The sequence below is a fragment of the Streptomyces sp. NPDC088097 genome (assembly GCF_044741845.1).
Classification (GTDB): Bacteria; Actinomycetota; Actinomycetes; order Streptomycetales; family Streptomycetaceae; genus Streptomyces.
The window spans coordinates 174915-197250 of the sequence record NZ_JBIUTJ010000009.1; the positions used below are offsets into that span (position 1 = coordinate 174915).

Below are 22336 nucleotides of genomic sequence, written 5' to 3' on the forward strand. Positions count from 1 at the left end.
CGTCGTTCCCGGGCCCCGGAGGCCTGCGCGGGGGGCGTGAACGGGGGGCGCGGATCGGCCAACTACGGGTCCCCGGACGAGGTTGTCCTGTCACACGCCTGACACATCCGCATCGATGTGGCTAACATCACGCCAACCCGGCGATGTTGCCGTGGGGGTCCCTCCCGTCGTCCCAAGGGCGACGGGGGCGTTACGGAGGTGTGACGTGCTGCCAGTTCGGGGTCGGGACGGCCGGAAGGCCTGGGGCATCCGTACCACCTGGAGCACCGTGGGCGACGGGGAGTTCTTCTGCCCGGGCTGCGGTGGTGACCGCAACTACCGACGGCGCACCGGGCGGCGCCGGCTCACCGTGCTCGGAGTGCCCGTGCTGCCGCGCGGGGAGGCCGAGCCCGTCATCGAATGCCAGGCCTGCCGCGAGCGCTTCGGCACCGAGGTGCTCGACCACCTCACGACCACCCGCTTCTCCTCGCTGCTGCGGGACGCCGTGCACACGGTGACCCTGGCCGTCCTGGCGGCCGGCGGCACCACCTCGCACAGCGCCCTGGAGGCGGCCGTGTCGGCCGTACGGGGCGCCGGCTTCCAGGACTGCACCGAGGAGCAGCTGGAGTCCCTCGTGGAGGCGCTGGCGACCGACGAGGGCCGGCTGGGCCTCTACGACGGGCCCGAGTGCTGCGGGGCCTCGCTGGCGATCGAGCTGCACGAGGCGTTGGAACCGTTGGCCCCGCACCTGGCGGGCCCGGGGCGGGAGTCGATCCTGCTCCAGGGCGCCCGCGTGGCCCTGGCCGACGGCCCCTACATCCCGGCCGAGCGCGAGGTGCTGGCCACCGTCGGGGCGGCGCTGCGGATGGGCTCGGACGAGGTCGCCGGCCTGCTCTCGGCGGTCCGCGCGCCGTAGGCCCCGTACGCGAAGGCGGGTTTCCGGGCCCGGTGGGGGACTCCCCGCCGGGCCCGTTCGCGTGCCCGGCGGGGGTCCGTCTCACGCAGTGGGACCCCACCCGCCCCTTCCGCATCCGAAACCGGCCGAAAGAGCCGCGCCAGAGGTAACGATCCGGCCTCACAGGCGTGAAACAGAGCCCCTGACGACCCGCCCCGGCGGGTGGAGCACATCCTTCCGTCGGGAACCATCCACGCCTTGGACGGCCGGAACCATGCGCTCGCCCGTGCGCGGCCGACGGCGTGCGAACGCCGTCCGGGCCTGTCAGGGCGGGTGCGGTGCGCGTCGGCGCGGCGAAAGGCGGGGACGTTTCGCTCCGGCGCCCATACCCCCCGCCCCGGGGTCCGCGCCATGGGAGGAACCTCCAGATCGGATGTCCCGGAACGTCAACACTTTGTCGAAGTCGACGATATGTGTGAGCCCACCCACAGGCGTTCAATTCCGGTCACACGACGAGACACCGCCGGAAACACAGCGGCGCTTCGATCGGCGTGTTCCCACTGACGACCTCGGCGGACCAACGGGTTGACGACCCACTCCGGCCGAGGGACCACCAGATTCCTCTCACTCACCTACCTCTTTGAAGGGCAAGGCAGAGATGGCACGTGTCGCCGCCCGGCTCTCCGACAACGGAGAGCAGAGCACGCACCCGGTCGACGAGGTGCTCCCCCTCCCCAAGCTCGCGCTGTACGGCTTCCAGCACGTACTCGCGTTCTACGCCGGCGCGGTGATCGTTCCGATCATCGTGGGCAGCGCGCTCAAGCTGAGCCCTGAACAGCTCGTCTACCTGATCAACGCGGACCTCTTCACCTGCGGCATCGCCTCGATCATCCAGGCCTGGGGCATCGGGAGGGTCGGCGCCCGGCTGCCGATCATCCAGGGCGTGACCTTCACGGCCGTCTCCCCGATGATCGCCATCGGTCTGGGCGCCGGCGGGGGAACGGCGGCCCTCCTGGTCATCTACGGCGCCGTCATCACGGCGGGCCTCGCCACCTTCGCCTTCGCCTGGCTGCCCGCCAAGGCCTTCCGCGCGGTGATGTCGATCTTCCCGCCGGTGGTCACCGGCACCGTCATCACCATCCTCGGCATCGTGCTCCTCCCGGTGGCCCTCAAGGACACCGTCGGCGGAGCCCCGCTGGTCGGCGACGGCGGCGACCCGGGCCAGCTCGCCTACGCGGCCGGCACCATGCTCTTCGTCCTGCTGGTGATGCGCCTGGGCGGCAAGTTCCTGGCCAGCATCGCGGTCCTGCTCGGCCTGGTCGGCGGCACGCTGCTCGCCTTCGTCCTGGGCGACGCGAAGTTCGACGCGGTCAGCGCCTCCCACTGGGTCGGCGTCACCACGCCCTTCCACTTCGGCGCCCCGAAGTTCGAATGGTTCCCGATCTTCCTCATGCTGATCGTCATGCTGATCACCATGGTCGAGACCACCGGTGACACCTACGCCGTCGGCGAGATCGTCGGCAAGGACATCGACAGCGAGACCGTGGCCCGCGCCCTGCGCGCCGACGGCGCCGCGACGGCCATCGGCGGTCTGCTGAACTCCTTCCCGTACGTGGCCTTCGCCGAGAACGTCGGACTGGTCCGGGTCACCAAGGTCAAGAGCCGCTTCGTGGTCGTGGCCGCCGGTGTCTTCATGATCATCCTGGGCATGCTGCCGAAGGCCGCCGCGATCGTCGCCGCGATCCCGCCCGGTGTGCTCGGCGGCGCCGCCACCGTGATGTTCGGCATGGTCGCCCTCGCCGGCATCCAGACCCTCGGCAAGGTGGACCTGAAGGAGGAGAAGAACGCCCTCATCGTCGGCGTCTCCCTCGCCTTCGCCCTCTTCCCGGCCACCGTCCCGGCCTTCTTCGAGAAGCACATGAGCGCGGACCTCTCCTCCCTGCTCAACAGCGGTGTGACCCTCGGTGCCACCGCCGCGATCGTCATGAACCTCCTCTTCAACGGCCTGACCAAGGGCGACGCCCACAACGTCCCGCAGGGCGCCGTGCCCGCCCAGGCCGCCGAGCCCCCGGTCGTGGCCCCCGCCTCGGCGGCGTCACCGCTCACCGCACCGGCCCCGGTGGCCACGGCCACGGCTCCCGCCCCGGCCCCGGCTTCGGCCCCGGCTTCGGTGAAGACGGCCGAGCAGGCGGACGGAGCGGGAGCCCCCGCCTCCTGATCCACCTCCCCAGAACCTCCCAAGGGGTGCCGCCCCCGTCCGGATCCGTCCGGGCGGGGGCCGGCGCTGTCCCCGGAGGGGGGCTCGAACAGGTGACAATGGGCGCATGAGTCTGTTCCGCGACGACGGCATCGTGCTGCGCACCCAGAAGCTGGGCGAGGCGGACCGCATCATCACGCTGCTCACCCGGGGCCACGGCCGCGTGCGCGCCGTCGCGCGCGGAGTGCGTCGCACGAAGTCCAAGTTCGGCGCCCGGCTGGAACCTTTCTCCCACGCCGACGTGCAGTTCTTCGCCCGGGGCAGCGAGCTGATCGGCCGCAGCCTCCCCCTGTGCACCCAGACCGAGATCATCGCCCCGTACGGCAACGGCATCGTCACCGACTACGCCCGCTACACCGCCGGCACCGCGATGCTGGAGACCGCCGAACGCTTCACCGAGAACGAGGGCGAGCCTTCCGTACAGCAGTACCTGCTGCTCGTCGGCGCCCTGCGCACCCTCTCGCGCGGCGAACACGAGCCGCACCTCATCCTCGACGCCTTCCTGCTGCGCTCCCTCGCCGTCAACGGCTACGCGCCCAGCTTCGAGGACTGCGCGAAGTGCGGGATCCACGGACCCAACCGGCACTTCTCCGTCGCCGCGGGCGGGGTCATATGCGGAGACTGCCGCGTCCCCGGCTCCGTCGTACCCTCGTCGGAGGCCGTCGCACTGCTCAGCGCGCTGCTGACGGGCGACTGGAAGCACGCCGACGCCTGCGAGGCGCGCCACGTGCGGGAGGGCAGCGGGCTGGTCTCGGCCTATTTGCACTGGCATCTGGAGCGCGGGCTACGCTCCCTGCGATACGTCGAGAAATAGGAGCTGGGCACATGGCACGACGCGGGATTCTGGGACGTTCTCGCCGCGAGTACAAGGTTCCCGAGCCGCACCCGTCCGGTGCGCGCCCGCCGAAGATCCCCGGCGAGCTGGTCCCGAACCACGTGGCCATCGTCATGGACGGCAACGGGCGCTGGGCCAAGGAGCGCGGCCTGCCGCGCACCGAGGGCCACAAGGTCGGCGAGGGAGTCGTCCTCGACGTGCTCAAGGGCTGCCTGGAGATGGGCGTCAAGAACCTCTCCCTGTACGCCTTCTCGACCGAGAACTGGAAGCGCTCGCCCGACGAGGTCCGCTTCCTCATGAACTTCAACCGGGACGTCATCCGCCGCCGCCGCGACGAGATGAACGAGCTGGGCATCCGGATCCGCTGGGTCGGCCGCATGCCGAAGATGTGGAAGTCGGTCGTCCAGGAGCTCCAGGTGGCCCAGGAGCAGACCGTCGACAACGACGCCATGACGCTCTACTTCTGCGTGAACTACGGCGGCCGCGCCGAGATCGCGGACGCGGCGCAGGCCATCGCCCGGGACGTGGCGGCGGGCCGGCTGGACCCGTCCAAGGTCAACGAGAAGACCCTCGCGAAGTACATGTACTACCCGGACATGCCGGACGTGGACCTGTTCCTGCGGCCGTCCGGTGAGCAGCGCACCTCCAACTACCTGCTGTGGCAGAGCGCGTACGCCGAGATGGTCTTCCAGGACGTGCTGTGGCCGGACTTCGACCGCCGCAACCTCTGGGCGGCCTGCCTGGAGTACGCCCAGCGCGACCGCCGCTTCGGTGGAGCCGTCCCGAACCAGTCCGAGGGCTCGACGGGCTGATCCGCCGGGCCGTCTCCGGACGGCCCAGCGGTATTGACCTAGCCCGCGGCCGCGCAGTCCGCGCAGGTGCCGAAGATCTCGACGGTGTGGGCCACGTTCACGTAGCCGTGCTCGGCCGCGATGGACTCGGCCCACTTCTCCACTGCCGGGCCCTCCACCTCCACCGCCTTGCCGCACTTGCGGCAGACCAGGTGGTGGTGGTGGTCCCCGGTGGAGCAGCGCCGGTAGACGGACTCGCCGTCACTGGTGCGCAGCACGTCGACCTCGCCGGCGTCGGCGAGGGACTGGAGGGTCCGGTAGACCGTGGTCAGGCCCACGGAGTCACCGCGGTGCTTGAGCATGTCGTGCAGTTCCTGGGCGCTGCGGAACTCGTCCACCTCGTCCAGCGCCGCCGCGACGGCGGCCCGCTGCCGGGTGGACCGTCCTCGTACTGGCGCGGTATTCGTCTCGCCAGGCGCAGTCGCCACCGGTTCCTCCTCGTTTCGGCCTCGGCTCATTGTGCCAGGCGGCCGCCCTCCTCAGACCTTCACGTCGCCATGGGTGCAGACTTCCTCGGCGGCGCGCGCCGCGTTCGCCCGGCGTCGGGCCAGGGGCGCGGACAGTCCCGTCAGCACGATGAACACGGCGATGGCGAGCAGCACGATCGTGGCGCCGGAGGGCGCGTCCACGTAGTACGTGACGGTCGTGCCGGCCAGGGAGACGCCGAGGCTGATCGCGATGGCCAGGCCCAGGGTCGCGGCGAAACCGCGGGTGAGCCGCTGGGCGGCGGCGACGGGGATCACCATCATGGCGCTGACCAGCAGCAGGCCCACGATGCGCATGGCGACGGTGACGGTGACGGCGGCGGTGATCGCGATCAGCAGGTTCAGGGCGCGCACGGGCAGGCCGGTGACCTTGGCGAACTCCTCGTCCTGGCAGACGGCGAAGAGCTGACGGCGCAGACCGATGGTGACGGCGAGGACGAAGGCGGTCAGGATCGCCATCGCGACGACGTCCTCGGCCTGGACCAGGGTGATCGAGCCGAACATCGGGCCGAGGAGCTTGGCGGTGGAGCCGCCGCCGACGTTGATGATCATCACGCCGCCCGCCAGGCCGCCGTAGAACAGCAGGGACAGGGCGACGTCCCCGCTGGTCCGGCCGCGGGAGCGGATCACTTCCATGCCGACCGCGCCGACGACCGCCACGAGGGTGGCCATCCACACCGGGCTGGTGTTCATGACGAGGCCGAGCGCCACACCGGTCATCGCGACGTGACCGAGGCCGTCGCCCATGATCGCCTGACGGCGCTGGACCAGGTACGTGCCGATCGCGGGCGCGGTCACGCCGACCAGCGCGGCGGCGATCAGCGCGCGCACCATGAAGGGGTCGTTGAGGAGGCCCATCAGCTCAGCAGTCCCGTCCGCAGGGGTTCGGCGCCGTGCGCCGAGTGGGGGTGTACGTGGTCGTGGCCCGGCAGGGCGTGCTGCCCGAGGGCCTCGGGGGGCGGGCCGTCGTGCGTGACGCAGCCGTCGCGCAGGACGACGGCCCGGTCGATCAGGGGCTCCAGGGGGCCCAGCTCGTGCAGGACGAGCAGGACGGTGGTTCCGACGGCCACCTGGCGGCGCACGGCGCTCGCCAGCACCTCCTGGTTGATCAGGTCCACGCCCGCCATCGGCTCGTCCATGATCAGGAGTTCGGGTTCGGCGGCGAGCGCCCGGGCTATGAGCACGCGCTGGTGCTGACCGCCGGAGAGGGCGTTGACCGAGGCGTCGGCGTGGTCCTCCATGTCCACCTGGGACAGGGCGTGCTCGACGGCGGCCCGGTCGGCCTTGCGCAGCAGGCCGAAGCGGGAGCGGGCCAGCCGGCCGGAGGAGACGACCTCGCGGACGGTGGCGGGCACGCCGCCGGCCGAGGTGGTGCGCTGGGGGACGTAACCGATCCGCGACCACTGCCGGAAGCGCTTGAAGTCGGTGCCGAAGAGGGACAGTTCGCCGTCGGTCAGCGGGACCTGCCCGACCACGGCGCGCACGGCCGTGGACTTGCCCGAGCCGTTGGCGCCGAGCAGCGCGACGACCTCACCGCGCCGGACGGTGAGGTCGACCCCGCGCAGCACGGGGCGCGAGCCGAGCGAGGCCGTCGCCCCGCGCAGGGATATGACGGTGTCGTCCGGGGCCTGTTGCGGCGTGGACTGCATGGCGCGCGCCTCCGTTACTGCCATTACTTGCTCCCGAGTGCCTTCTGGAGGTTCTTCAGGTTGGACCGCATGACCTCGAAGTAGTCAGCGCCCTGGGACGTGTCGGTGATTCCCTCGAGCGGGTCGAGGACGTCGGTCTTCAGACCGGTGTCCTTCGCGAGGGACTTGGCGGTCTTGTCGCTGGCCAGCGCCTCGAAGAAGACGGTGGTCACGTGGTCGGTCTTGGCGACGGCCTGGAGTTCCTTCATCCGGGCCGGGCTGGGCTCGGCCTCGGGGTCGACGCCGGAGATGCCCTGCTGCTCCAGGCCGTAGCGCTCGGCGAGGTAGCCGAAGGCGGCGTGCGTGGTGATGAAGGTCCGGGAGGCCGTGTTCTTCAGGCCGTCCTTGAACTCGGTGTCCAGGGCGCCCAGCTCGGCGACCACCCCGTCGGTGTTCTTCTTGTAGTCGGCGGCGTGGTCCGGGTCGGCCTTCTCCAGGGCCGCGCCCACGCCCTTGGCGATCTCCGCGTACTTGGTCGGGTCGAGCCAGACGTGCGGGTCGGTGCCGGCCTCGCCGTGGTCGTGCCCGTCGCCCTCGGCCGCGTGGCCGTGGCCGTCGTGACCGGCGGTGGAGGAGTGGGTCTCCAGGGTGGTGAGGGCGGCGGCGTCGACGACGTTCTTCACGCCGGACTGCTCGACCGCCTTGTCCACGGCGGGCTGGAGGCTCTTGAGGTAGACCACCACGTCGGACGCGGCGAGCCGCGAGGTCTGTCGCGGGGTGATCTCCAGGTCGTGCGGTTCGACGCCCGGCTTGGTCAGGGAGTCGACCTTCACGTGGTCCTTGCCGATCCGCTCCACGAGGAACTGCATCGGATAGAACGACGCCGTCACGGCCAACCTGCCGTCCGCGTCCTTGCCGCCACCGGCGGCGCCGGAGCAGGCGGTGAGGGCCGTGGCGCCGAGGGCGACGGCTCCGGCGAGGGCGGCGGCGGGTATGAGGCGGCGTACGTTCATGACATCCATTTTCATCAAAGATGGAAACGATTGTCAAAAAGCCAGGTGAGCGGACTGCCGGGGTCCGTTGAAGGGTCCCCCGATTTGATAGGGGGGGTGAGGGCGCCGGTAACCTGGAGTCTTCGCCGTTCGTCCTCGTAATGAAGAGAGCACCGTGGCCGCCGACAAGATCGAAACCATCGTCAGCCTGAGCAAGCGCCGTGGCTTCGTTTTCCCGTGCAGTGAGATCTACGGCGGCTCCAAGGCCGCCTGGGACTACGGCCCGCTCGGTGTCGAGCTGAAGGAGAACATCAAGCGTCAGTGGTGGAAGGCCATGGTCACCGGGCGTGAGGACATCGTCGGCATCGACTCCTCCGTCATCCTGGCCCCGGAGGTCTGGGTGGCCTCCGGCCACGTGGCGACCTTCTCGGACCCGCTGACCGAGTGCACCTCCTGTCACAAGCGTCACCGCGCCGACCACCTGGAAGAGGCGTACGAGGCCAAGCACGGCCGCGCGGCCGCCAACGGTCTTGCCGACATCAACTGCCCCAACTGCGGTGTGAAGGGCCAGTTCACCGAGCCCAAGCAGTTCTCCGGCATGCTGGAGACCCACCTCGGCCCGACCCAGGACACCGGCTCGAAGGCCTACCTGCGTCCGGAGACCGCCCAGGGCATCTTCACCAACTTCGCCCAGGTGCAGACGACTTCCCGCAAGAAGCCGCCCTTCGGCATCGCGCAGATGGGCAAGTCCTTCCGCAACGAGATCACGCCCGGCAACTTCATCTTCCGCACCCGCGAGTTCGAGCAGATGGAGATGGAGTTCTTCGTCAAGCCGGGCGAGGACGAGCAGTGGCAGGAGTACTGGATGCAGGAGCGGTGGAACTGGTACCGCGACCTCGGCATCCGTGAGGAGAACATCCGCTGGTACGACCACCCGAAGGAGAAGCTCTCCCACTACTCGAAGCGCACCGCCGACATCGAGTACCGCTTCAACTTCGGTGGCAACGAGTTCTCCGAGCTCGAAGGCGTCGCCAACCGCACCGACTTCGACCTCAAGGCGCACTCGGCGGCCTCGGGCCAGGACCTCACCTACTTCGACCAGGAGGCCGGTGAGCGCTACACCCCGTACGTCATCGAGCCCGCGGCCGGTGTGAACCGCGCGATGCTCGCCTTCATGCTCGACGCGTTCAACGAGGACGAGGCCCCGAACGCCAAGGGCGTCATGGAGAAGCGCACCGTGATGCGCTTCGACCCGCGCCTGGCCCCGATCAAGGTCGCCGTGCTGCCGCTGTCGCGCAACGCGCAGCTGTCGCCGAAGGCCAAGGGTCTCGCCGCCGACCTGCGCAAGAACTGGAACATCGAGTTCGACGACGCGGGCGCCATCGGCCGCCGCTACCGTCGTCAGGACGAGATCGGTACGCCGTTCTGCGTCACCGTCGACTTCGACACCCTCGACGACAACGCGGTGACCGTGCGCGAGCGCGACACCATGAAGCAGGAGCGCGTCTCCCTGGACCAGATCCAGTCCTACCTGGCCAGCCGCCTGCTCGGCTGCTAGTCCTGTCGGACTGTCGGACCGCTTCGCTTGAACGACCGGTGGCCCGGTGCGCGATCAGCGCACCGGGCCACCGGCGTGTCCGGGGGCCGCGCGACCGCGGCCCCGTCGTCACGCGGGCGCCGCGCCGGCCCCGGAGGCCTCCGCCAGGGCGGCCGCCGCCCGGGCCTCGCCCTCGGCCTGGGTCCGCTTCGAGTAGCGGACGGTCCACACGATCAGGCCGCCGAGGAACCCGTAGATGAGGAACGGGCTCAGGGTGACCATCGTGGCCGTGGGCAGTACGAAGGCGAGCACCACGCGCAGCGTGGCCTCGATGAGGTAGGCCACGCCCCAGACGGTGCTCATCCGCCGCATCGCCCTGCGGAAATCGGGGTACCGCCACAGGCTGTTGAAGTAGGCCACGCCCTCTTTGGTGCCGTCCGTGCCGAACTTGCGGCCGAAGTAGAACATCAACGGCCGCGGGGTCAGCAGGGTGGCGAGGCAGAGCGCGCCGAACAGCCCGGTCACCGCCGAGTCCTTGATCAGCAGGGTCCGGGCCGTGTGGGCGCCGACGAGCGTCACGAACGCCGTGATCACCAGGAAGACCAGGGTCACGATGGCGAACTCGTCGAGCTTGCGGCGCCAGGCCACGTGGACGACGCTGTCGAGGACCGGCCAGATACCGCTGAGGAGCAGGGCCGAGAAATCGCTCCAGCCGTGGTCCTGGGTGAGCGTGTTGAAGGTGAGGATCGGCGCGACCACGTTGAGGCCGATCGTCAGAATCCAGCCGATCGCCGTGGCCACCCCCGAACGCGCGGGTTGCGTGGGTGTTGCTGCCTGAGATTCGTGCGCTGACAAGGTTCCCCCTGGGACGTGCCCGATGATGTGCGGTAGGGGGAACGTAAAGAGGCGACAGGGACAGGACAAGGGCATCCCGTCCAAAATGATCTCCAAGCTGTCCGGACGGGCCAGTTCCGGACAGGCCGGCTCCGTCAGGCCCGTCCCGGACGGGTGGAATCCCTCAGGCGCGCAGACCCCGCACGATGAGTGCGGTGACCGCCTCGAACTCGGTGATGATCGTGGGCGAGAGCCAGTCGGCGGCGTACTGCGGATCGTGGAAGCGCCCGGTGGCGTCGAAGACGGCGCGGGCGGCGGCCGGGACGTCGGGTGCGGCCAGCGTGCCGGCGGCGACGCCTTCCCCGATGATCCGGACCAACTGGTCGATCAGCTCGCTCAAGTGGGCGTCGACCACGCCGCTGTTCTCGGCGAGCAGCACCGTGTACGTGGCGAACAGCTCCGGATCGGCCCCGGCCTTCTTCCGCTTGGCCTCGAAGAGGGCCTCCAGCCACGCCTCCAGCTTGGAGGGGGCCGTCTCGGCCGGAGCGGAGGCGATCGTTTCGAGCACGATCACGCTCTTGGCGAGCCAGCGGTCCGTCACGGCCTCGCGCAGCGCCGACTTCGACGGGAAGTGCCGGTAGACGCTGCCGTGGCTGACGCCCAGGGCCCGGGCCACGTCCACCACGGTGGCCTTGGTGGGGCCGAAGCGGCGCAGCACCTCCTCGGTGGTTTCGAGGATGCGCTCGGGGGTCAGGGGCTCGGCAGCGGCGGGGGGCATGGGACGACCGTACCGTCCGCTCAGTGCTCGCTGTCGAGGTGGGCCATCTGGGCGGCCGGGTAGCGCTCGCCGGCCGCGGACCCGGCCGGGACCGCCTCCTCGATGGCGGCCAGGTCGGCCGCGCTCAGCTCCACCCGGAGGGATCCCAGGGCCTCCGTCAGCCGGTCACGGCGCCGAGCGCCGACCAGCGGCACGATGTCCACACCGTGGCGCGGGCCCTGTGCGAGCACCCAGGCGATGGCGGTCTGGGCGACGCTCACACCCTTGTCCCCGGCCACCTTGCGCAGCGCCTCGACCAGGTCGAGGTTGCGGTCCAGGTTCTCGCCCTGGAAGCGGGGGCTCATCCCGCGGAAGTCTCCCGGGGCCAGGGCGCGGTCCCGGGCGAAGTGCCCGCTGATCAGGCCCCGGGACAGCACCCCGTACGCCGTGATGCCGATGCCCAGCTCGCGGGCGGTCGGGAGGATCTCCTCCTCGATGCCGCGCGAGAGCAGGGAGTACTCGATCTGCAGGTCCGAGATCGGGGCCACGGCGGCGGCCCGGCGCAGGGTGTCGGCGCCCACCTCGGACAGGCCGATGTGGCGGACGTGCCCGGCCTGGACGGCCTCGGCGATGGCGCCCACCGTCTCCTCGATCGGCACGTCCGGGTCCACCCGGGCGATCCGGTAGACGTCGATGTGGTCCCGGCCGAGCCGCTGGAGGGAGTAGGCCAGGAAGTTCTTGACGGCGGCGGGCCGACCGTCGTACCCGGTGAAGCCGCCCTCGACCGTGCGCAGCGCGCCGAACTTGACGCTGGTCAGCGCGAGCTCACGGGCGGCGGTGGGGGCGGTGCGCAGCGCCTCGTTGATGAGCAGCTCGTTGTGGCCCATCCCGTAGAAGTCGCCCGTGTCGAGGAGGGTGTGCATGCCCTCCGGGGCGGCTTCCAGGTAGGCGTGGACGGTGGCGAGGGACTCGGCCCGGTCGGTCTCCCCGTAGAGGGCGGACATGCCCATGCAGCCGAGTCCCAGGGGGAAGACGGCCGGGCCGGTGGACCCGAGGGTGCGAGGGGCGGGTGCGGCGGGGGTGGCGCCGGCGGAGGTGTTCTCGTTCGTGGTCATGGATCGAGAATGACATGACGAGTGACAGATTTCAATATCTGTCACTCGCCAGTGTCCTGCACCTTCGCGTCCCCGCGCCCTCAGGTCTTCGCGTCCTCACGCCGTCGGGTCAGGCGGCGATCCGCAGGATCAGCGCCGCCGCCGCGAGGAGGGTCAATACGGCCGCCGGGGCGAGTTCGTAGTGCTTCACGCGCAGGTGGGTGACGACCGCGCCGATGAAGTAGAGGGTCACGCCGGCGGCGGCGGCCACGCCGATCGGGGCTATCCAGAGCCCGACGACCAGGCCCACCGCGCCCGCGGCCTTGAGTGCGGCCAGGCGTGGCAGCCAGGCCTCCGGGACCTCGACCGCGCGCATGTTCGCCATCACGGGCTCCGAGCGTCGCAGCGTGAGGGTGGCGGAGGCGGTGAGGACGAGCGCGAGCAGCACGCCGACGACGGCGTAGGCGATGAACATGATGGTCTCCAACGATCGAGAATGTCAGATCATTGAATACCATCAATGATTAATAGATCGCAATCATTTCGCGACTGCTACGGTTGGAACATGACGGCAGCACAGGAAGCCCGGCACCCACGACAGCGGCTGGGCATGCTGCTGGCCTGGCACGGAGCGGCGACCCAGACGCGGATGCGCAAGGCGCTCGACACCACGGGGCTCACCCCTCGCCACGCCATGACCCTGATGCAGCTGGAAGACGGCCCCATCGGCCAGCGGGTGCTCGCCGAGCGGCTGGAGGTGGACCCGAGCGTGTTGGTCGGGATCCTCAACGACCTGGAGCGCGACGGCCTCGTCGAGCGCCGCCGCGACCCGGCCGACCGGCGCCGCCACAACGTGGCCATCACCGAAGCCGGCGCCGCCGGGCTCGGGCGCACCAACGCCGCCCTCGACGCCGTCGAGTCGGGGCTGTTCTCCGGACTCTCGCAGGAGGAGCGGAACCTCTTGGCCGGCCTCTTGGCCCGCATCGACACGCAGCCGGACGAGTTCGACTGCCAAGAGGGTTAGACCCGCAAGCCCGCAAGCCCGCCGGCCCGGACCCCGCCCGGAGGCCGGCTCGTCGTGAGCAGGCCCCCGGACGGGACGTCAGACGCGCGGGGGCGCTCCCGCCGGTTCGGGTTCCGGGGCCGGCTCCAGCTCGCGGGCTGTGCGCCGGGCCGTAGCGTCGGCCCAAGGCCCGGTCGTGGCGGCGCCCACCAGCAGGACGAGCACGCCGCACCCGGTGATGATCCACCAGGCCGGCCGGGTCGCCGTCGTGAAGTCCGCGCCGCCCGCCGTCCCGGCCGCCAGCACCGCGCCGATCACCGCGACGCCCAAGGCCCCGCCCGTCTGGCGACTGGTGGAGGCGACGGCCGCGGCGACCCCCGCCTGGGCGCGGGGCATCCCGGAGACCGCCGTATTGGTGATCGGGGCGTTGACCAGGCCGAAGCCGATGCCGAAGAGCACGTACCCGACGAACATCAGCGTGGTGGAGCTCTCGGCCGAGAACGCCGCGAACAGCAGCCCGCTCGCCCCCATCGTCACGCCCGCGACCAGCAACGGCAGACGCGGCCCACGGGTCGCGACCAGCCGCCCGGACAGGGGCGCGCACAGGAAGGCGAGGGTGGCCATCGGCAGCATGTAGAGCCCGGCGTCCAGGGCGTCCAGTCCGCGTACGTCCTGGAGGTAAAGGGTGTTCAGGAAGAGGAAGCCGGACAGGGCGGCGAACGCGCTCACCGCTATCACCGTCGCACCGCTGAACGGGGCGCTCCGGAAGAACCGGGGATCGATCAGCGGGTCCTTCCGGCGCGGCTCGTAGACCAGCAGCGCGACCAGCGAGGCGACGGCGGCGAGGCCGCAGCCGACGATCACCGGGGAGGTCCAGCCCTTCGCCGGGGCCTCGATGATCCCGTACGTCACCGAGCCGAGCAGGGTCATGATCAGCAGCTGGCCCACCGGGTCGGGCCGGCGCGGACGCTCGGAGCGCGACTCGGGGATGTAGCGCAGGGTCAGGACGAGGGCGGCGAGTCCGACGGGGAGGTTGACCCAGAAGATGGACCGCCAGCCGACGGTGTCCACCAGCAGCCCGCCGATCAGCGGGCCCGCGGCCATGGAGATGCCCACCACCGCGCCCCAGACGCCGATGGCGCGGGCGCGTTCCTTCGGGTCGGTGAAGGTGTTGACGATGATCGACATGGCGACCGGGTTCAGCATCGAGCCGCCCACGGCCTGCACCGCCCGGAAGCCGACCAGCCAGCCCAGACTGGGCGCGATCGAGCAGAGCAGCGAGCCCAGCGTGAAGACGACGAGGCCGGCGGCGAACACCTTGCGGCGCCCGATCCGGTCCCCGGTGGACCCGGCCAGTATCAGCAGCGAGGCCAGGACCAGCGTGTAGGCGTCGATGGTCCACTGCATCCCCGAGACCGAGGCGTGCAGCTCCTGCCGCATCGAGGGCAGCGCGACGTTCAGGATGGTGTTGTCGAGGCTGACGATGAGCAGGCTCATACAGCAGATCGCCAGTACGAGCATGCGCCGCCGGTGGCTCATGTGACCCATGGCGCCGATAGTACGTCTAACTAACGAACGAGGCATGCGCGACAATGGGGGGATGACCACGCTCCCCCCGCCCCTCGCGATCGGCCCGCACACCGTGCAGCCCCCGGTGGTGCTCGCGCCCATGGCCGGGATCACCAATGCCCCCTTCCGTACGCTCTGCCGCGAGTTCTCGGGCGGCAAGGGGCTGTTCGTGAGCGAGATGATCACGACGCGCGCCCTGGTCGAGCGCAACGAGAAGACCATGCAGCTGATCCACTTCGACGCGACGGAGAAGCCCCGCTCGATCCAGCTGTACGGGGTGGACCCGGCGACGGTCGGCAAGGCCGTCCGGATGATCGTCGAGGAGGACCGCGCCGATCACATCGACCTCAACTTCGGTTGCCCCGTCCCCAAGGTCACGCGCAAGGGCGGCGGCTCGGCCCTGCCCTACAAGCGCCACCTGCTGCGCGCGATCCTGCGCGAGGCCGTCGCGGGCGCCGGGGACCTGCCGGTGACCATGAAGATGCGCAAGGGCATCAACGACGAGCACCTCACCTACCTCGACGCCGGCCGGATCGCCGTCGAGGAGGGGGTCACCGCCATCGCCCTGCACGGCCGCACCACCGCCCAGCACTACGGCGGCACCGCTGACTGGGAGGCCATCGCGCGCCTCAAGGAGCACGTGCCCGAGATCCCGGTGCTCGGCAACGGCGACATCTGGTGCGCCGAGGACGCGCTGCGCATGGTCCGCGAGACCGGCTGCGACGGCGTGGTCGTGGGGCGCGGCTGCCTGGGGCGGCCGTGGCTGTTCAACGACCTCGTGGCGGCCTTCGAGGGCCGCCCGGAGGACTTCCACAAGCCCACCCTGCGCGAGGTCGCCGCCACCATGCACCGGCACGCGCAGCTGCTGGGGGAGTGGATCGGCGACGAGGCGCGCGGGGTGATCGACTTCCGTAAGCACGTGGCCTGGTACCTCAAGGGCTTCGCGGTGGGTTCCGAGATGCGGGGGAAGCTGGCGGTCACCTCCTCCCTGGCCGAACTCGACGCTCATCTGAGCGAGCTGGATCTGGATCAGCCCTGGCCCGACAGTGCGGACGGTCCGCGCGGCCGGACGTCCGGAAACAACCGGGTTGTCCTGCCCGAAGGCTGGTTGAAGGATCCCTACGACTGCGCCGGGGTGGGCGAGGACGCCGAGCTGGACACCTCCGGAGGCTGACAAATCGCCCTCGGAGCGGCGTGATATACGCCACGCATGATCAATGTTTCGCTCAGATGAGCACAGAAGTCACGGGTAAGACTTTCAAAGGGTGGCACTGGGTGCCACCCTTTGAGCGTTCAAGACTTGAACGCAAATGTATCGATGATCGCTCATCCGAGCGTGATCAAGCCTCGGTTGGCCCCTCTCCCTTCGGGTTGTGAAGGCTCTCAAGGGGTTTCCCTTACCCACTGGTTACTTTCGATCCGGTGGCGCACGAGTGGTTACGGCCATATGACGGCCAAGTGGACGTACCCAGAAGCCTTCGATCTGGGTATGTTCCTGGCCGTCAGGGCAGCCAGCCGAGTCCTCGAGGAGTCGAGACCCGTGTCGGAAAACAAAGATCAGAAGTTCGTCTACGACTTCACCGAGGGCAACCGGGACCTCAAGGACCTTCTCGGCGGCAAGGGGGCCAACCTCGCCGAGATGACCAACTTGGGCCTTCCGGTCCCTCCCGGCTTCACCATCACCACCGAGGCCTGCAAGGTCTACCTGGAGAGCGGTACGGCTCCGGCCGCGCTGCGCGAAGAGGTCGGCACGCACCTCGCGGCCCTTGAGGCCAAGGTGGGCAAGAAGCTCGGCCAGTCGGACGACCCGCTGCTGGTCTCCGTGCGCTCCGGCGCCAAGTTCTCGATGCCGGGCATGATGGACACGGTCCTCAACATCGGCCTCTCCGACGAGTCCGTGGTCGGACTCGCCACCCAGTCCGGCGACGAGCGCTTCGCGTGGGACTCCTACCGCCGCCTCATCCAGATGTTCGGCAAGACCGTCCTGGACGTGGACGGCGAGCTCTTCGAGGACGCCCTCGAAGGGGCCAAGGTCGCCAAGAAGGTCACGGTCGACACCGACCTCGACGCCGCCGACCTGAAGAAGCTGGTCAAGGCCTTCAAGAAGATCGTCGCGAAGGAGGCCGGCCGCGAGTTCCCGCAGGACGCCCGCGAGCAGATGGACCTCGCCGTCGAGGCGGTCTTCAACTCCTGGAACACCGACCGCGCCAAGCTCTACCGCCGCCAGGAGCGCATCCCCGGCGACCTGGGCACCGCGGTCAACATCTGCTCCATGGTCTTCGGCAACCTCGGCCCCGACTCCGGCACCGGCGTCGCCTTCACCCGCGACCCCGCCAGCGGCCACCAGGGCGTCTACGGCGACTACCTGCAGAACGCCCAGGGCGAGGACGTCGTCGCGGGCATCCGCAACACCGTCCCGCTGGCCGATCTGGAGCAGATCGACAAGGCCTCGTACGACCAGCTCATGACGATCATGGAGACGCTGGAGACCCACTACAAGGACCTCTGCGACATCGAGTTCACGATCGAGCGCGGTCAGCTGTGGATGCTCCAGACCCGGGTCGGCAAGCGCACCGCCGGCGCCGCCTTCCGCATCGCCACGCAGCTCGTGGACCAGGGCCTGATCGACGAGGCCGAGGCCCTCCAGCGGGTCACCGGCCACCAGCTCGCGCAGCTGATGTTCCCGCGCTTCGACGACGAGGCCAAGACCACGCTGCTGGGCCGCGGCATCGCCGCCTCCCCGGGCGCGGCGGTCGGCAAGGCCGTCTTCGACTCGTACACGGCCGTCAAGTGGTCGCGCTCCGGCGAGAAGGTCATCCTGATCCGCCGCGAGACCAACCCCGACGACCTCGACGGCATGATCGCCTCCGAGGGCATCCTGACCTCGCGCGGCGGCAAGACCTCGCACGCCGCCGTCGTCGCCCGCGGCATGGGCAAGACCTGTGTCTGCGGAGCCGAGGAGCTCGACGTCGACACCAAGCGCCGTCGCATGACGGTCGGCGAGACGGTCATCGAAGAGGGCGACGTCGTCTCCATCGACGGCTCCACCGGCAAGGTCTACCTCGGTGAGGTACCCGTCGTACCGTCCCCGGTCGTCGAGTACTTCGAGGGCCGGATGCACGCCGGCGCCGACGACGCCGACGAACTGGTCGCCGCCGTGCACCGGATCATGGCGTACGCGGACCGGGTCCGCCGCCTGCGGGTGCGCGCCAACGCCGACAACGCGGAGGACGCCCTGCGCGCCCGCCGCTTCGGCGCCCAGGGCATCGGCCTGTGCCGCACCGAGCACATGTTCCTCGGCGCGCGACGTGAACTGGTGGAGCGACTGATCCTCGCGGACACCGACAGCGAGCGCGACGAGGCACTGAGTGCCCTGCTGCCGCTGCAGAAGAAGGACTTCGTCGAGCTGTTCGAGGCGATGGACGGCCTGCCCGTCACCGTCCGTCTCCTGGACCCGCCGCTGCACGAGTTCCTGCCCGACATCACCGAACTGTCCGTCCGCGTCGCCCTCGCCGAGTCCCGCAAGGACGCCAACGAGAACGACCTGCGCCTCCTGCAGGCCGTGCACAAGCTGCACGAGCAGAACCCGATGCTGGGCCTGCGCGGCGTCCGCCTCGGCCTGGTCATCCCGGGCCTGTTCAAGATGCAGGTCCGCGCCATCGCGGAGGCCGCCGCCGAGCGCAAGAACGCCAAGGGCGACCCGCGCGCCGAGATCATGGTCCCGCTCGTCGGCACCGTGCAGGAGCTGGAGATCGTCCGCGAGGAGGCCGACCAGGTCATCGCCGAGGTCGAGGCCGCCACCGGCACCAGCCTCAAGCTGTCCATCGGCACGATGATCGAGCTGCCGCGCGCCGCGCTGACGGCCGGACAGATCGCCGAGGCCGCGCAGTTCTTCTCCTTCGGTACGAACGACCTGACCCAGACGGTGTGGGGCTTCTCCCGCGACGACGTCGAGGCCAGCTTCTTCACCGCGTACCTGGAGAAGGGCATCTTCGGGGTCTCGCCCTTCGAGACCATCGACAAGGACGGCGTCGGCACGCTGGTCCGCAGCGCGGTCGAGGCCGGCCGGGCGACCCGTCCCGACCTCAAGCTCGGCGTCTGCGGCGAGCACGGCGGCGACCCGGAGTCGGTGCACTTCTTCCACGAGGTCGGCCTCGACTACGTCTCCTGCTCGCCCTTCCGGATCCCGGTGGCGCGCCTGGAGGCCGGACGGGCCGCGGCCGCGTCGAAGGGCTCCGACAGCCGCTGATCCGAGCCGGCACCCGCCGGCCCCCTCGGCCCCCCGACGCGGACCTCACGAAAGCCGCGTCGGGCGCGCCCGTCTCCGGTCCCTGACCTTCCGGAGGCGGGCGCTCCTTCATTTCGAAGGCCGGGGTATGCGCGAGGTACGAGCGGTATTCAACGAAGTCTTTACGGCACCAGGCGGTGGACGGATCCCCACCCGTCCACCGCCTGACGCCTATCGCCGGGCACGTCGGCGCTTCCCTGTGCGACCGACCGCCAGGCCCCGCAAAGCCCCCCACGGCCTTCACGGAGCGTTTCGGTCGCGCTGGAGTGTGCCCGGCGGAGTACAGGCTTTCGCTTGTCACGCTCCTGCCGAAAGGGGTTTCAACTGTGGCCGAAAGGGCGTGGTGACCACGTGTGACGGCATGCATACTCATGGGGCGGGGGGATTGCGGTTGCACAGCTGGGGGTTCGGTGCTTCGTATCCATTTCACTGGAGTGGACCTGGCACGCGTACGGATGGCAGGACGTCCCGATGCGTTGTGGGAAACGATTTTGAGTTTTCACCGTTTAAGGGACCGGCGAGACGCCCGGCTGTTCGGTGAATGGCGAACGGAAACCCGGAGCCGGTTGAATAGTGAAACAAGGCTGCTGGGGGCGCTGATACCCAGCCGCGGGTATTTCCCGGATTTCCTGACCCCGACCGAGGGGCAGTACGGGTGGGACGTGGGCCTCGACGCGCTGCGCGGGCTGCGCCCGGAGCGGCTGCGGCGCGAGCTGTCCATGGTCGGCTCGGGCACCGGCGAGGGAAGCGGCTTCGGCGCGGCCTTCGGGACGCCGCCGCCGGTTCGGTTGCGGGAGTTCATGGAGGGCGGCACCAAGCACCTGCCCCGGCTCCTCGGCGAGCTGCGCGGCTACCACCGCGCGGCCGTGGAGCCCTACTGGACCCACATACAGGCCCAGATAGAGGCCGAGCGGGCCGCCCGAGGCCGGGCGCTGCTCGACGGCGGGGCGGACGAGCTGCTGGCCTCGCTGCCGCCGATGCTGCGCTGGCGGGCGCCGGTCCTGGAATGTGAGTACCCGGTGGACCGTGACGTACGGCTGCGCGGGCGCGGGCTGCTGCTCCAGCCGTCCTTCTTCTGCCGGCGCACCGCCGTGACCCTCCACGACCCCGAGCTGCCGCCGGTGTTGGTCTACCCGGCCGCCGCCCAGCTGGCGTCCGCGGCGTCCGGCGGCGAGACCGCACGGCCGGAGGAGCGCCGCCAGCGCACCCTGGGCAAGCTGGTCGGGCACACCCGCTCCGTGGTGCTGCGGGCCATCGGGGACGGGGCCACCACGAGCGAGCTGGCCCGCCGGGCCGGGGTCTCCCTGGCCTCCGCGAGCCAGCACGCCTGCGTGATGCGGGAGGCGGGCCTGGTGACCACCCTGCGCCACGGGAGCGCCGTCCTGCACACGGTCACCCCGCTGGGGGCGGCCCTCCTCAAGGGCGGCGCCGTGGTGTCCTGAGCCGCCGAGGAATCGATACGCCTCCCCGGCCGCGCGGTGCCGGCGGCCGGGGGTGCGTGCGGTGCGGTGCGGGCGCGGCATGTGGTGTGCCGGGACCGCGGTGCGCCGGGCCGATGGTGCTACCGGCGGAACGGGCCGGTCACCTCGTAGGTGATGCCGCCGGTGGAGCTGCCCGTGGTGCCGCGCTGGCTGCTGAAGTAGAGCCGGTTGCCCGCCGGGGAGAAGGCGGGCCCGGTGATCTCCGAGGAGGACTGGCCGGTGACCCGCAGGAAGGGCGCCACCACGTCGTCCGGGGTGATCACGCAGATCTCCATGCTGCCGCCGTCCTCGGCGACGTACAGGTCCCCGTACGAGGACCCCGTGACGTTGTCCACGCCCGTCAGCGGGGCCGCGCCGCCGGGGACCAGGGAGTCGTCGTAGGCCAACTCGTACGTGCCCGCGAGGAGGTTCAGCTGCCAGACCCGGTTGTCGCCCTTGGTGGTGAACCAGACGGTGTCGTTCGCGTAGTGGCAGCCCTCGCCCCCGTTGAACTTCTTGGACCCGGACACCTGGCTGCGGGTGGGCGTCGGGGAACCGTCCGGGTCGGACACGTCGGCCCAGGTGAAGGAGCCGGAGGAGGCGGCGCCGGCCTTGAGGACCTGGAGGGTGCCGGACGAGAGGTTGCCCCAGGTGGTGGGGACGAAGCGGTAGAAGCAGCCGTTCGTCTCGTCCTCGGTCAGGTAGACCACCTTGCGCACCTCGACCTCCTCGCAGGACAGCCAGGTGTTCCACGGGGTACGTCGTTCCACGGTCACTCCCGGTGAAGGAAGGGTCCCGTGTCCTCCCCGGTCACGGGACCTTGTGCCCTGGAGGAGACCCGCCCGTACGAGGAAGGTGGAGGGATGGAGACCTGCGCGGCGGACGCCGACATCTCGGGCCGGGCCGACCTCGACGTCGTGCTGCGCCGCTTCTACACCGCCGCCTTCGCCGACCCGCGGATCGGCCCCTTCTTCACCGAGATGGCCGGCACCGACCTCGACATCCACCTGCCCCGGATCACCGACTTCTGGGAGCGGGCCCTCTTCCGCAGCGCCGAGTACCGGCGCGACGCCTTCGCCCCGCACGCCGCGCTCAACTCGTCGCGCCCGATGACCGCCGCCGACTTCGGCCGCTGGGTGCAGCTGTGGCGGGCCACCGTCGACGGACTGCACCGCGGGCCGAACGCGGAGCGGGCCAAGGCCCAGGGCGAGCGGATCGCCCTGTCCCTGCACAAGCGGCTCGCCGGACCCGGGGCCTCCTTGGCCGGCGAGGGCCCGGGCTTCGTCCCGCTGGCCGCGCTGGAACTGCGCTCACGGCCCTGACCTGCTGTTTCCGGTCGCCGCAGGGTCCGGGAAGAAAACCTCGAAGAAATCTCCCGGCGAGCGATGAGTTTCCCCGGGGCCCCCGGTCTACCCCTTCGAAAGCGCCCGGCACCGCCGGGAGCGCCGAGAGAAGAGGGACGGCATGACCGCCACCATGATCTTCGTCAACCTGCCCGTCAAGGACCTGGAGGCCACCAAGGCGTTCTGGGGCAAGCAGGGCTACTCCTTCAACGCCCAGTTCTCCGACGAGAACTGCGCCGCCATGCCGATCAGCGACACCATCGTGGCGATGTTCCTCACCGAGGCCCGCTACAAGGACTTCACACACAAGACCATCGCCGACGCCACCACCACCTCCGAGGTGCTGATCTGTCTGAGCGCCGAGAGCCGCGTCAAGGTGGACGAGTGGGTCGACGGCGCCGTGGCCGCCGGGGCCACCGAGCCCCGTGCGGCACAGGACCACGGCGTCATGTACGGCAGGGCCTTCGACGACCTCGACGGCCACACCTGGGAGATCATGTGGATGGACCCGGCGATGGTCCAGGGCTGA

The 22336-nt window shown here is 70.2% G+C and carries 20 protein-coding genes and 1 pseudogene; 11 read left to right on the plus strand and 10 right to left on the minus strand.

Annotation, left to right across the window (positions count from 1 at the left end; genetic code table 11):
• Positions 1-205 precede the first annotated feature (205 nt).
• From ACIOD1_RS24365 to ACIOD1_RS24380, 4 genes are all read left to right on the plus strand, one after another.
• Complete coding sequence (locus tag ACIOD1_RS24365) at positions 206-895, plus strand: TerB family tellurite resistance protein (protein ID WP_365614540.1); 690 nt, start codon at positions 206-208, stop codon at positions 893-895.
• A 637-nt stretch (positions 896-1532) separates the two neighbouring features.
• Positions 1533-3092, plus strand: a complete 1560-nt coding sequence (locus tag ACIOD1_RS24370) for a nucleobase:cation symporter-2 family protein (RefSeq protein WP_365614537.1) — start codon at positions 1533-1535, stop codon at positions 3090-3092.
• Positions 3093-3198: 106 nt separating this feature from the next.
• Positions 3199-3945, plus strand: coding sequence for a DNA repair protein RecO (recO, locus tag ACIOD1_RS24375; protein ID WP_365614534.1), 747 nt, complete (start codon positions 3199-3201; stop codon positions 3943-3945).
• A gap of 11 nt (positions 3946-3956) precedes the next feature.
• Complete coding sequence (locus ACIOD1_RS24380; protein ID WP_365614531.1) at positions 3957-4778, plus strand: isoprenyl transferase; 822 nt, start codon at positions 3957-3959, stop codon at positions 4776-4778.
• Positions 4779-4816: 38 nt separating this feature from the next.
• Here the strand turns inward: ACIOD1_RS24380 and ACIOD1_RS24385 are convergent, their stop codons facing one another.
• Genes ACIOD1_RS24385 through ACIOD1_RS24400 form a run of 4 tightly spaced genes read right to left on the minus strand, consistent with a single transcriptional unit; the run spans position 4817 to position 7943 of the window.
• The gene (locus ACIOD1_RS24385; RefSeq protein ID WP_150519707.1) at positions 4817-5245 is read right to left on the minus strand and encodes a Fur family transcriptional regulator; all 429 of its coding nucleotides are present in this window, start codon (positions 5243-5245) and stop codon (positions 4817-4819) included.
• A gap of 51 nt (positions 5246-5296) precedes the next feature.
• Positions 5297-6160, minus strand: a complete 864-nt coding sequence (locus ACIOD1_RS24390) for a metal ABC transporter permease (protein ID WP_365614528.1) — start codon at positions 6158-6160, stop codon at positions 5297-5299.
• Positions 6160-6975, minus strand: a complete 816-nt coding sequence (locus ACIOD1_RS24395) for a metal ABC transporter ATP-binding protein (RefSeq protein ID WP_365614525.1) — start codon at positions 6973-6975, stop codon at positions 6160-6162. Before ACIOD1_RS24395 ends, ACIOD1_RS24390 begins: the two co-directional genes overlap by 1 nt.
• A complete protein-coding gene (locus tag ACIOD1_RS24400) occupies positions 6975-7943 on the minus strand; it encodes a metal ABC transporter substrate-binding protein (protein ID WP_365614522.1) in 969 nt (322 codons plus the stop codon). The genes ACIOD1_RS24395 and ACIOD1_RS24400 overlap by 1 nt, the downstream gene beginning before the upstream one ends.
• 154 nt (positions 7944-8097) lie before the next feature.
• Here ACIOD1_RS24400 and ACIOD1_RS24405 point away from each other — a divergent pair, with 154 nt between their 5' ends.
• Positions 8098-9480: a glycine--tRNA ligase gene (locus tag ACIOD1_RS24405; RefSeq protein ID WP_365614519.1), complete on the plus strand. Its 1383-nt coding sequence runs from the start codon at positions 8098-8100 to the stop codon at positions 9478-9480.
• A 108-nt stretch (positions 9481-9588) separates the two neighbouring features.
• On the opposite strand, the gene ACIOD1_RS24410 is transcribed toward ACIOD1_RS24405, so the two are convergent.
• From ACIOD1_RS24410 to ACIOD1_RS24425, 4 genes are all read right to left on the minus strand, one after another.
• The gene (locus tag ACIOD1_RS24410; protein ID WP_365614516.1) at positions 9589-10260 is read right to left on the minus strand and encodes a VC0807 family protein; all 672 of its coding nucleotides are present in this window, start codon (positions 10258-10260) and stop codon (positions 9589-9591) included.
• A gap of 217 nt (positions 10261-10477) precedes the next feature.
• The gene (locus ACIOD1_RS24415; protein WP_365614513.1) at positions 10478-11071 is read right to left on the minus strand and encodes a TetR family transcriptional regulator; all 594 of its coding nucleotides are present in this window, start codon (positions 11069-11071) and stop codon (positions 10478-10480) included.
• 20 nt (positions 11072-11091) lie between these two features.
• A complete protein-coding gene (locus ACIOD1_RS24420) occupies positions 11092-12165 on the minus strand; it encodes an aldo/keto reductase (RefSeq protein ID WP_365614510.1) in 1074 nt (357 codons plus the stop codon).
• A 109-nt stretch (positions 12166-12274) separates the two neighbouring features.
• Positions 12275-12631 (minus strand): DoxX family protein, encoded by a 357-nt coding sequence (locus ACIOD1_RS24425; RefSeq protein ID WP_365614507.1) that lies wholly within the window; start codon positions 12629-12631, stop codon positions 12275-12277.
• A 78-nt stretch (positions 12632-12709) separates the two neighbouring features.
• On the opposite strand from ACIOD1_RS24425, the gene ACIOD1_RS24430 reads away from it, so the two are divergent.
• On the plus strand, positions 12710-13168 hold the full coding sequence (locus tag ACIOD1_RS24430; protein WP_365614504.1) for a MarR family winged helix-turn-helix transcriptional regulator: 459 nt from the start codon (positions 12710-12712) through the stop codon (positions 13166-13168).
• Between the two features lie 78 nt (positions 13169-13246).
• Here ACIOD1_RS24430 and ACIOD1_RS24435 read toward each other — a convergent pair whose 3' ends face one another.
• Positions 13247-14695 carry an MFS transporter gene (locus tag ACIOD1_RS24435; protein ID WP_365614501.1) on the minus strand — a complete coding sequence of 483 codons (1449 nt, stop codon included), beginning with the start codon at positions 14693-14695 and terminating at the stop codon, positions 13247-13249.
• 34 nt (positions 14696-14729) lie between these two features.
• Here ACIOD1_RS24435 and dusB point away from each other — a divergent pair, with 34 nt between their 5' ends.
• From dusB to ACIOD1_RS24450, 3 genes are all read left to right on the plus strand, one after another.
• The gene (dusB, locus tag ACIOD1_RS24440; protein ID WP_365614498.1) at positions 14730-15890 is read left to right on the plus strand and encodes a tRNA dihydrouridine synthase DusB; all 1161 of its coding nucleotides are present in this window, start codon (positions 14730-14732) and stop codon (positions 15888-15890) included.
• A 366-nt stretch (positions 15891-16256) separates the two neighbouring features.
• Positions 16257-18965 (plus strand): pyruvate, phosphate dikinase, encoded by a 2709-nt coding sequence (gene ppdK, locus ACIOD1_RS24445; protein WP_365614495.1) that lies wholly within the window; start codon positions 16257-16259, stop codon positions 18963-18965.
• Between the two features lie 449 nt (positions 18966-19414).
• Positions 19415-20446 (plus strand): helix-turn-helix domain-containing protein, encoded by a 1032-nt coding sequence (locus ACIOD1_RS24450; RefSeq protein ID WP_365614492.1) that lies wholly within the window; start codon positions 19415-19417, stop codon positions 20444-20446.
• A 119-nt stretch (positions 20447-20565) separates the two neighbouring features.
• Here the strand turns inward: ACIOD1_RS24450 and ACIOD1_RS24455 are convergent.
• A pseudogene (locus ACIOD1_RS24455) lies at positions 20566-21300 on the minus strand (alkaline phosphatase PhoX); the annotation flags it as partial.
• Positions 21301-21327: 27 nt separating this feature from the next.
• Here ACIOD1_RS24455 and ACIOD1_RS24460 point away from each other — a divergent pair.
• Positions 21328-21786, plus strand: a complete 459-nt coding sequence (locus ACIOD1_RS24460; RefSeq protein ID WP_401904581.1) for a group III truncated hemoglobin — start codon at positions 21328-21330, stop codon at positions 21784-21786.
• A gap of 142 nt (positions 21787-21928) precedes the next feature.
• Positions 21929-22336, plus strand: a complete 408-nt coding sequence (locus tag ACIOD1_RS24465; RefSeq protein WP_365614483.1) for a VOC family protein — start codon at positions 21929-21931, stop codon at positions 22334-22336.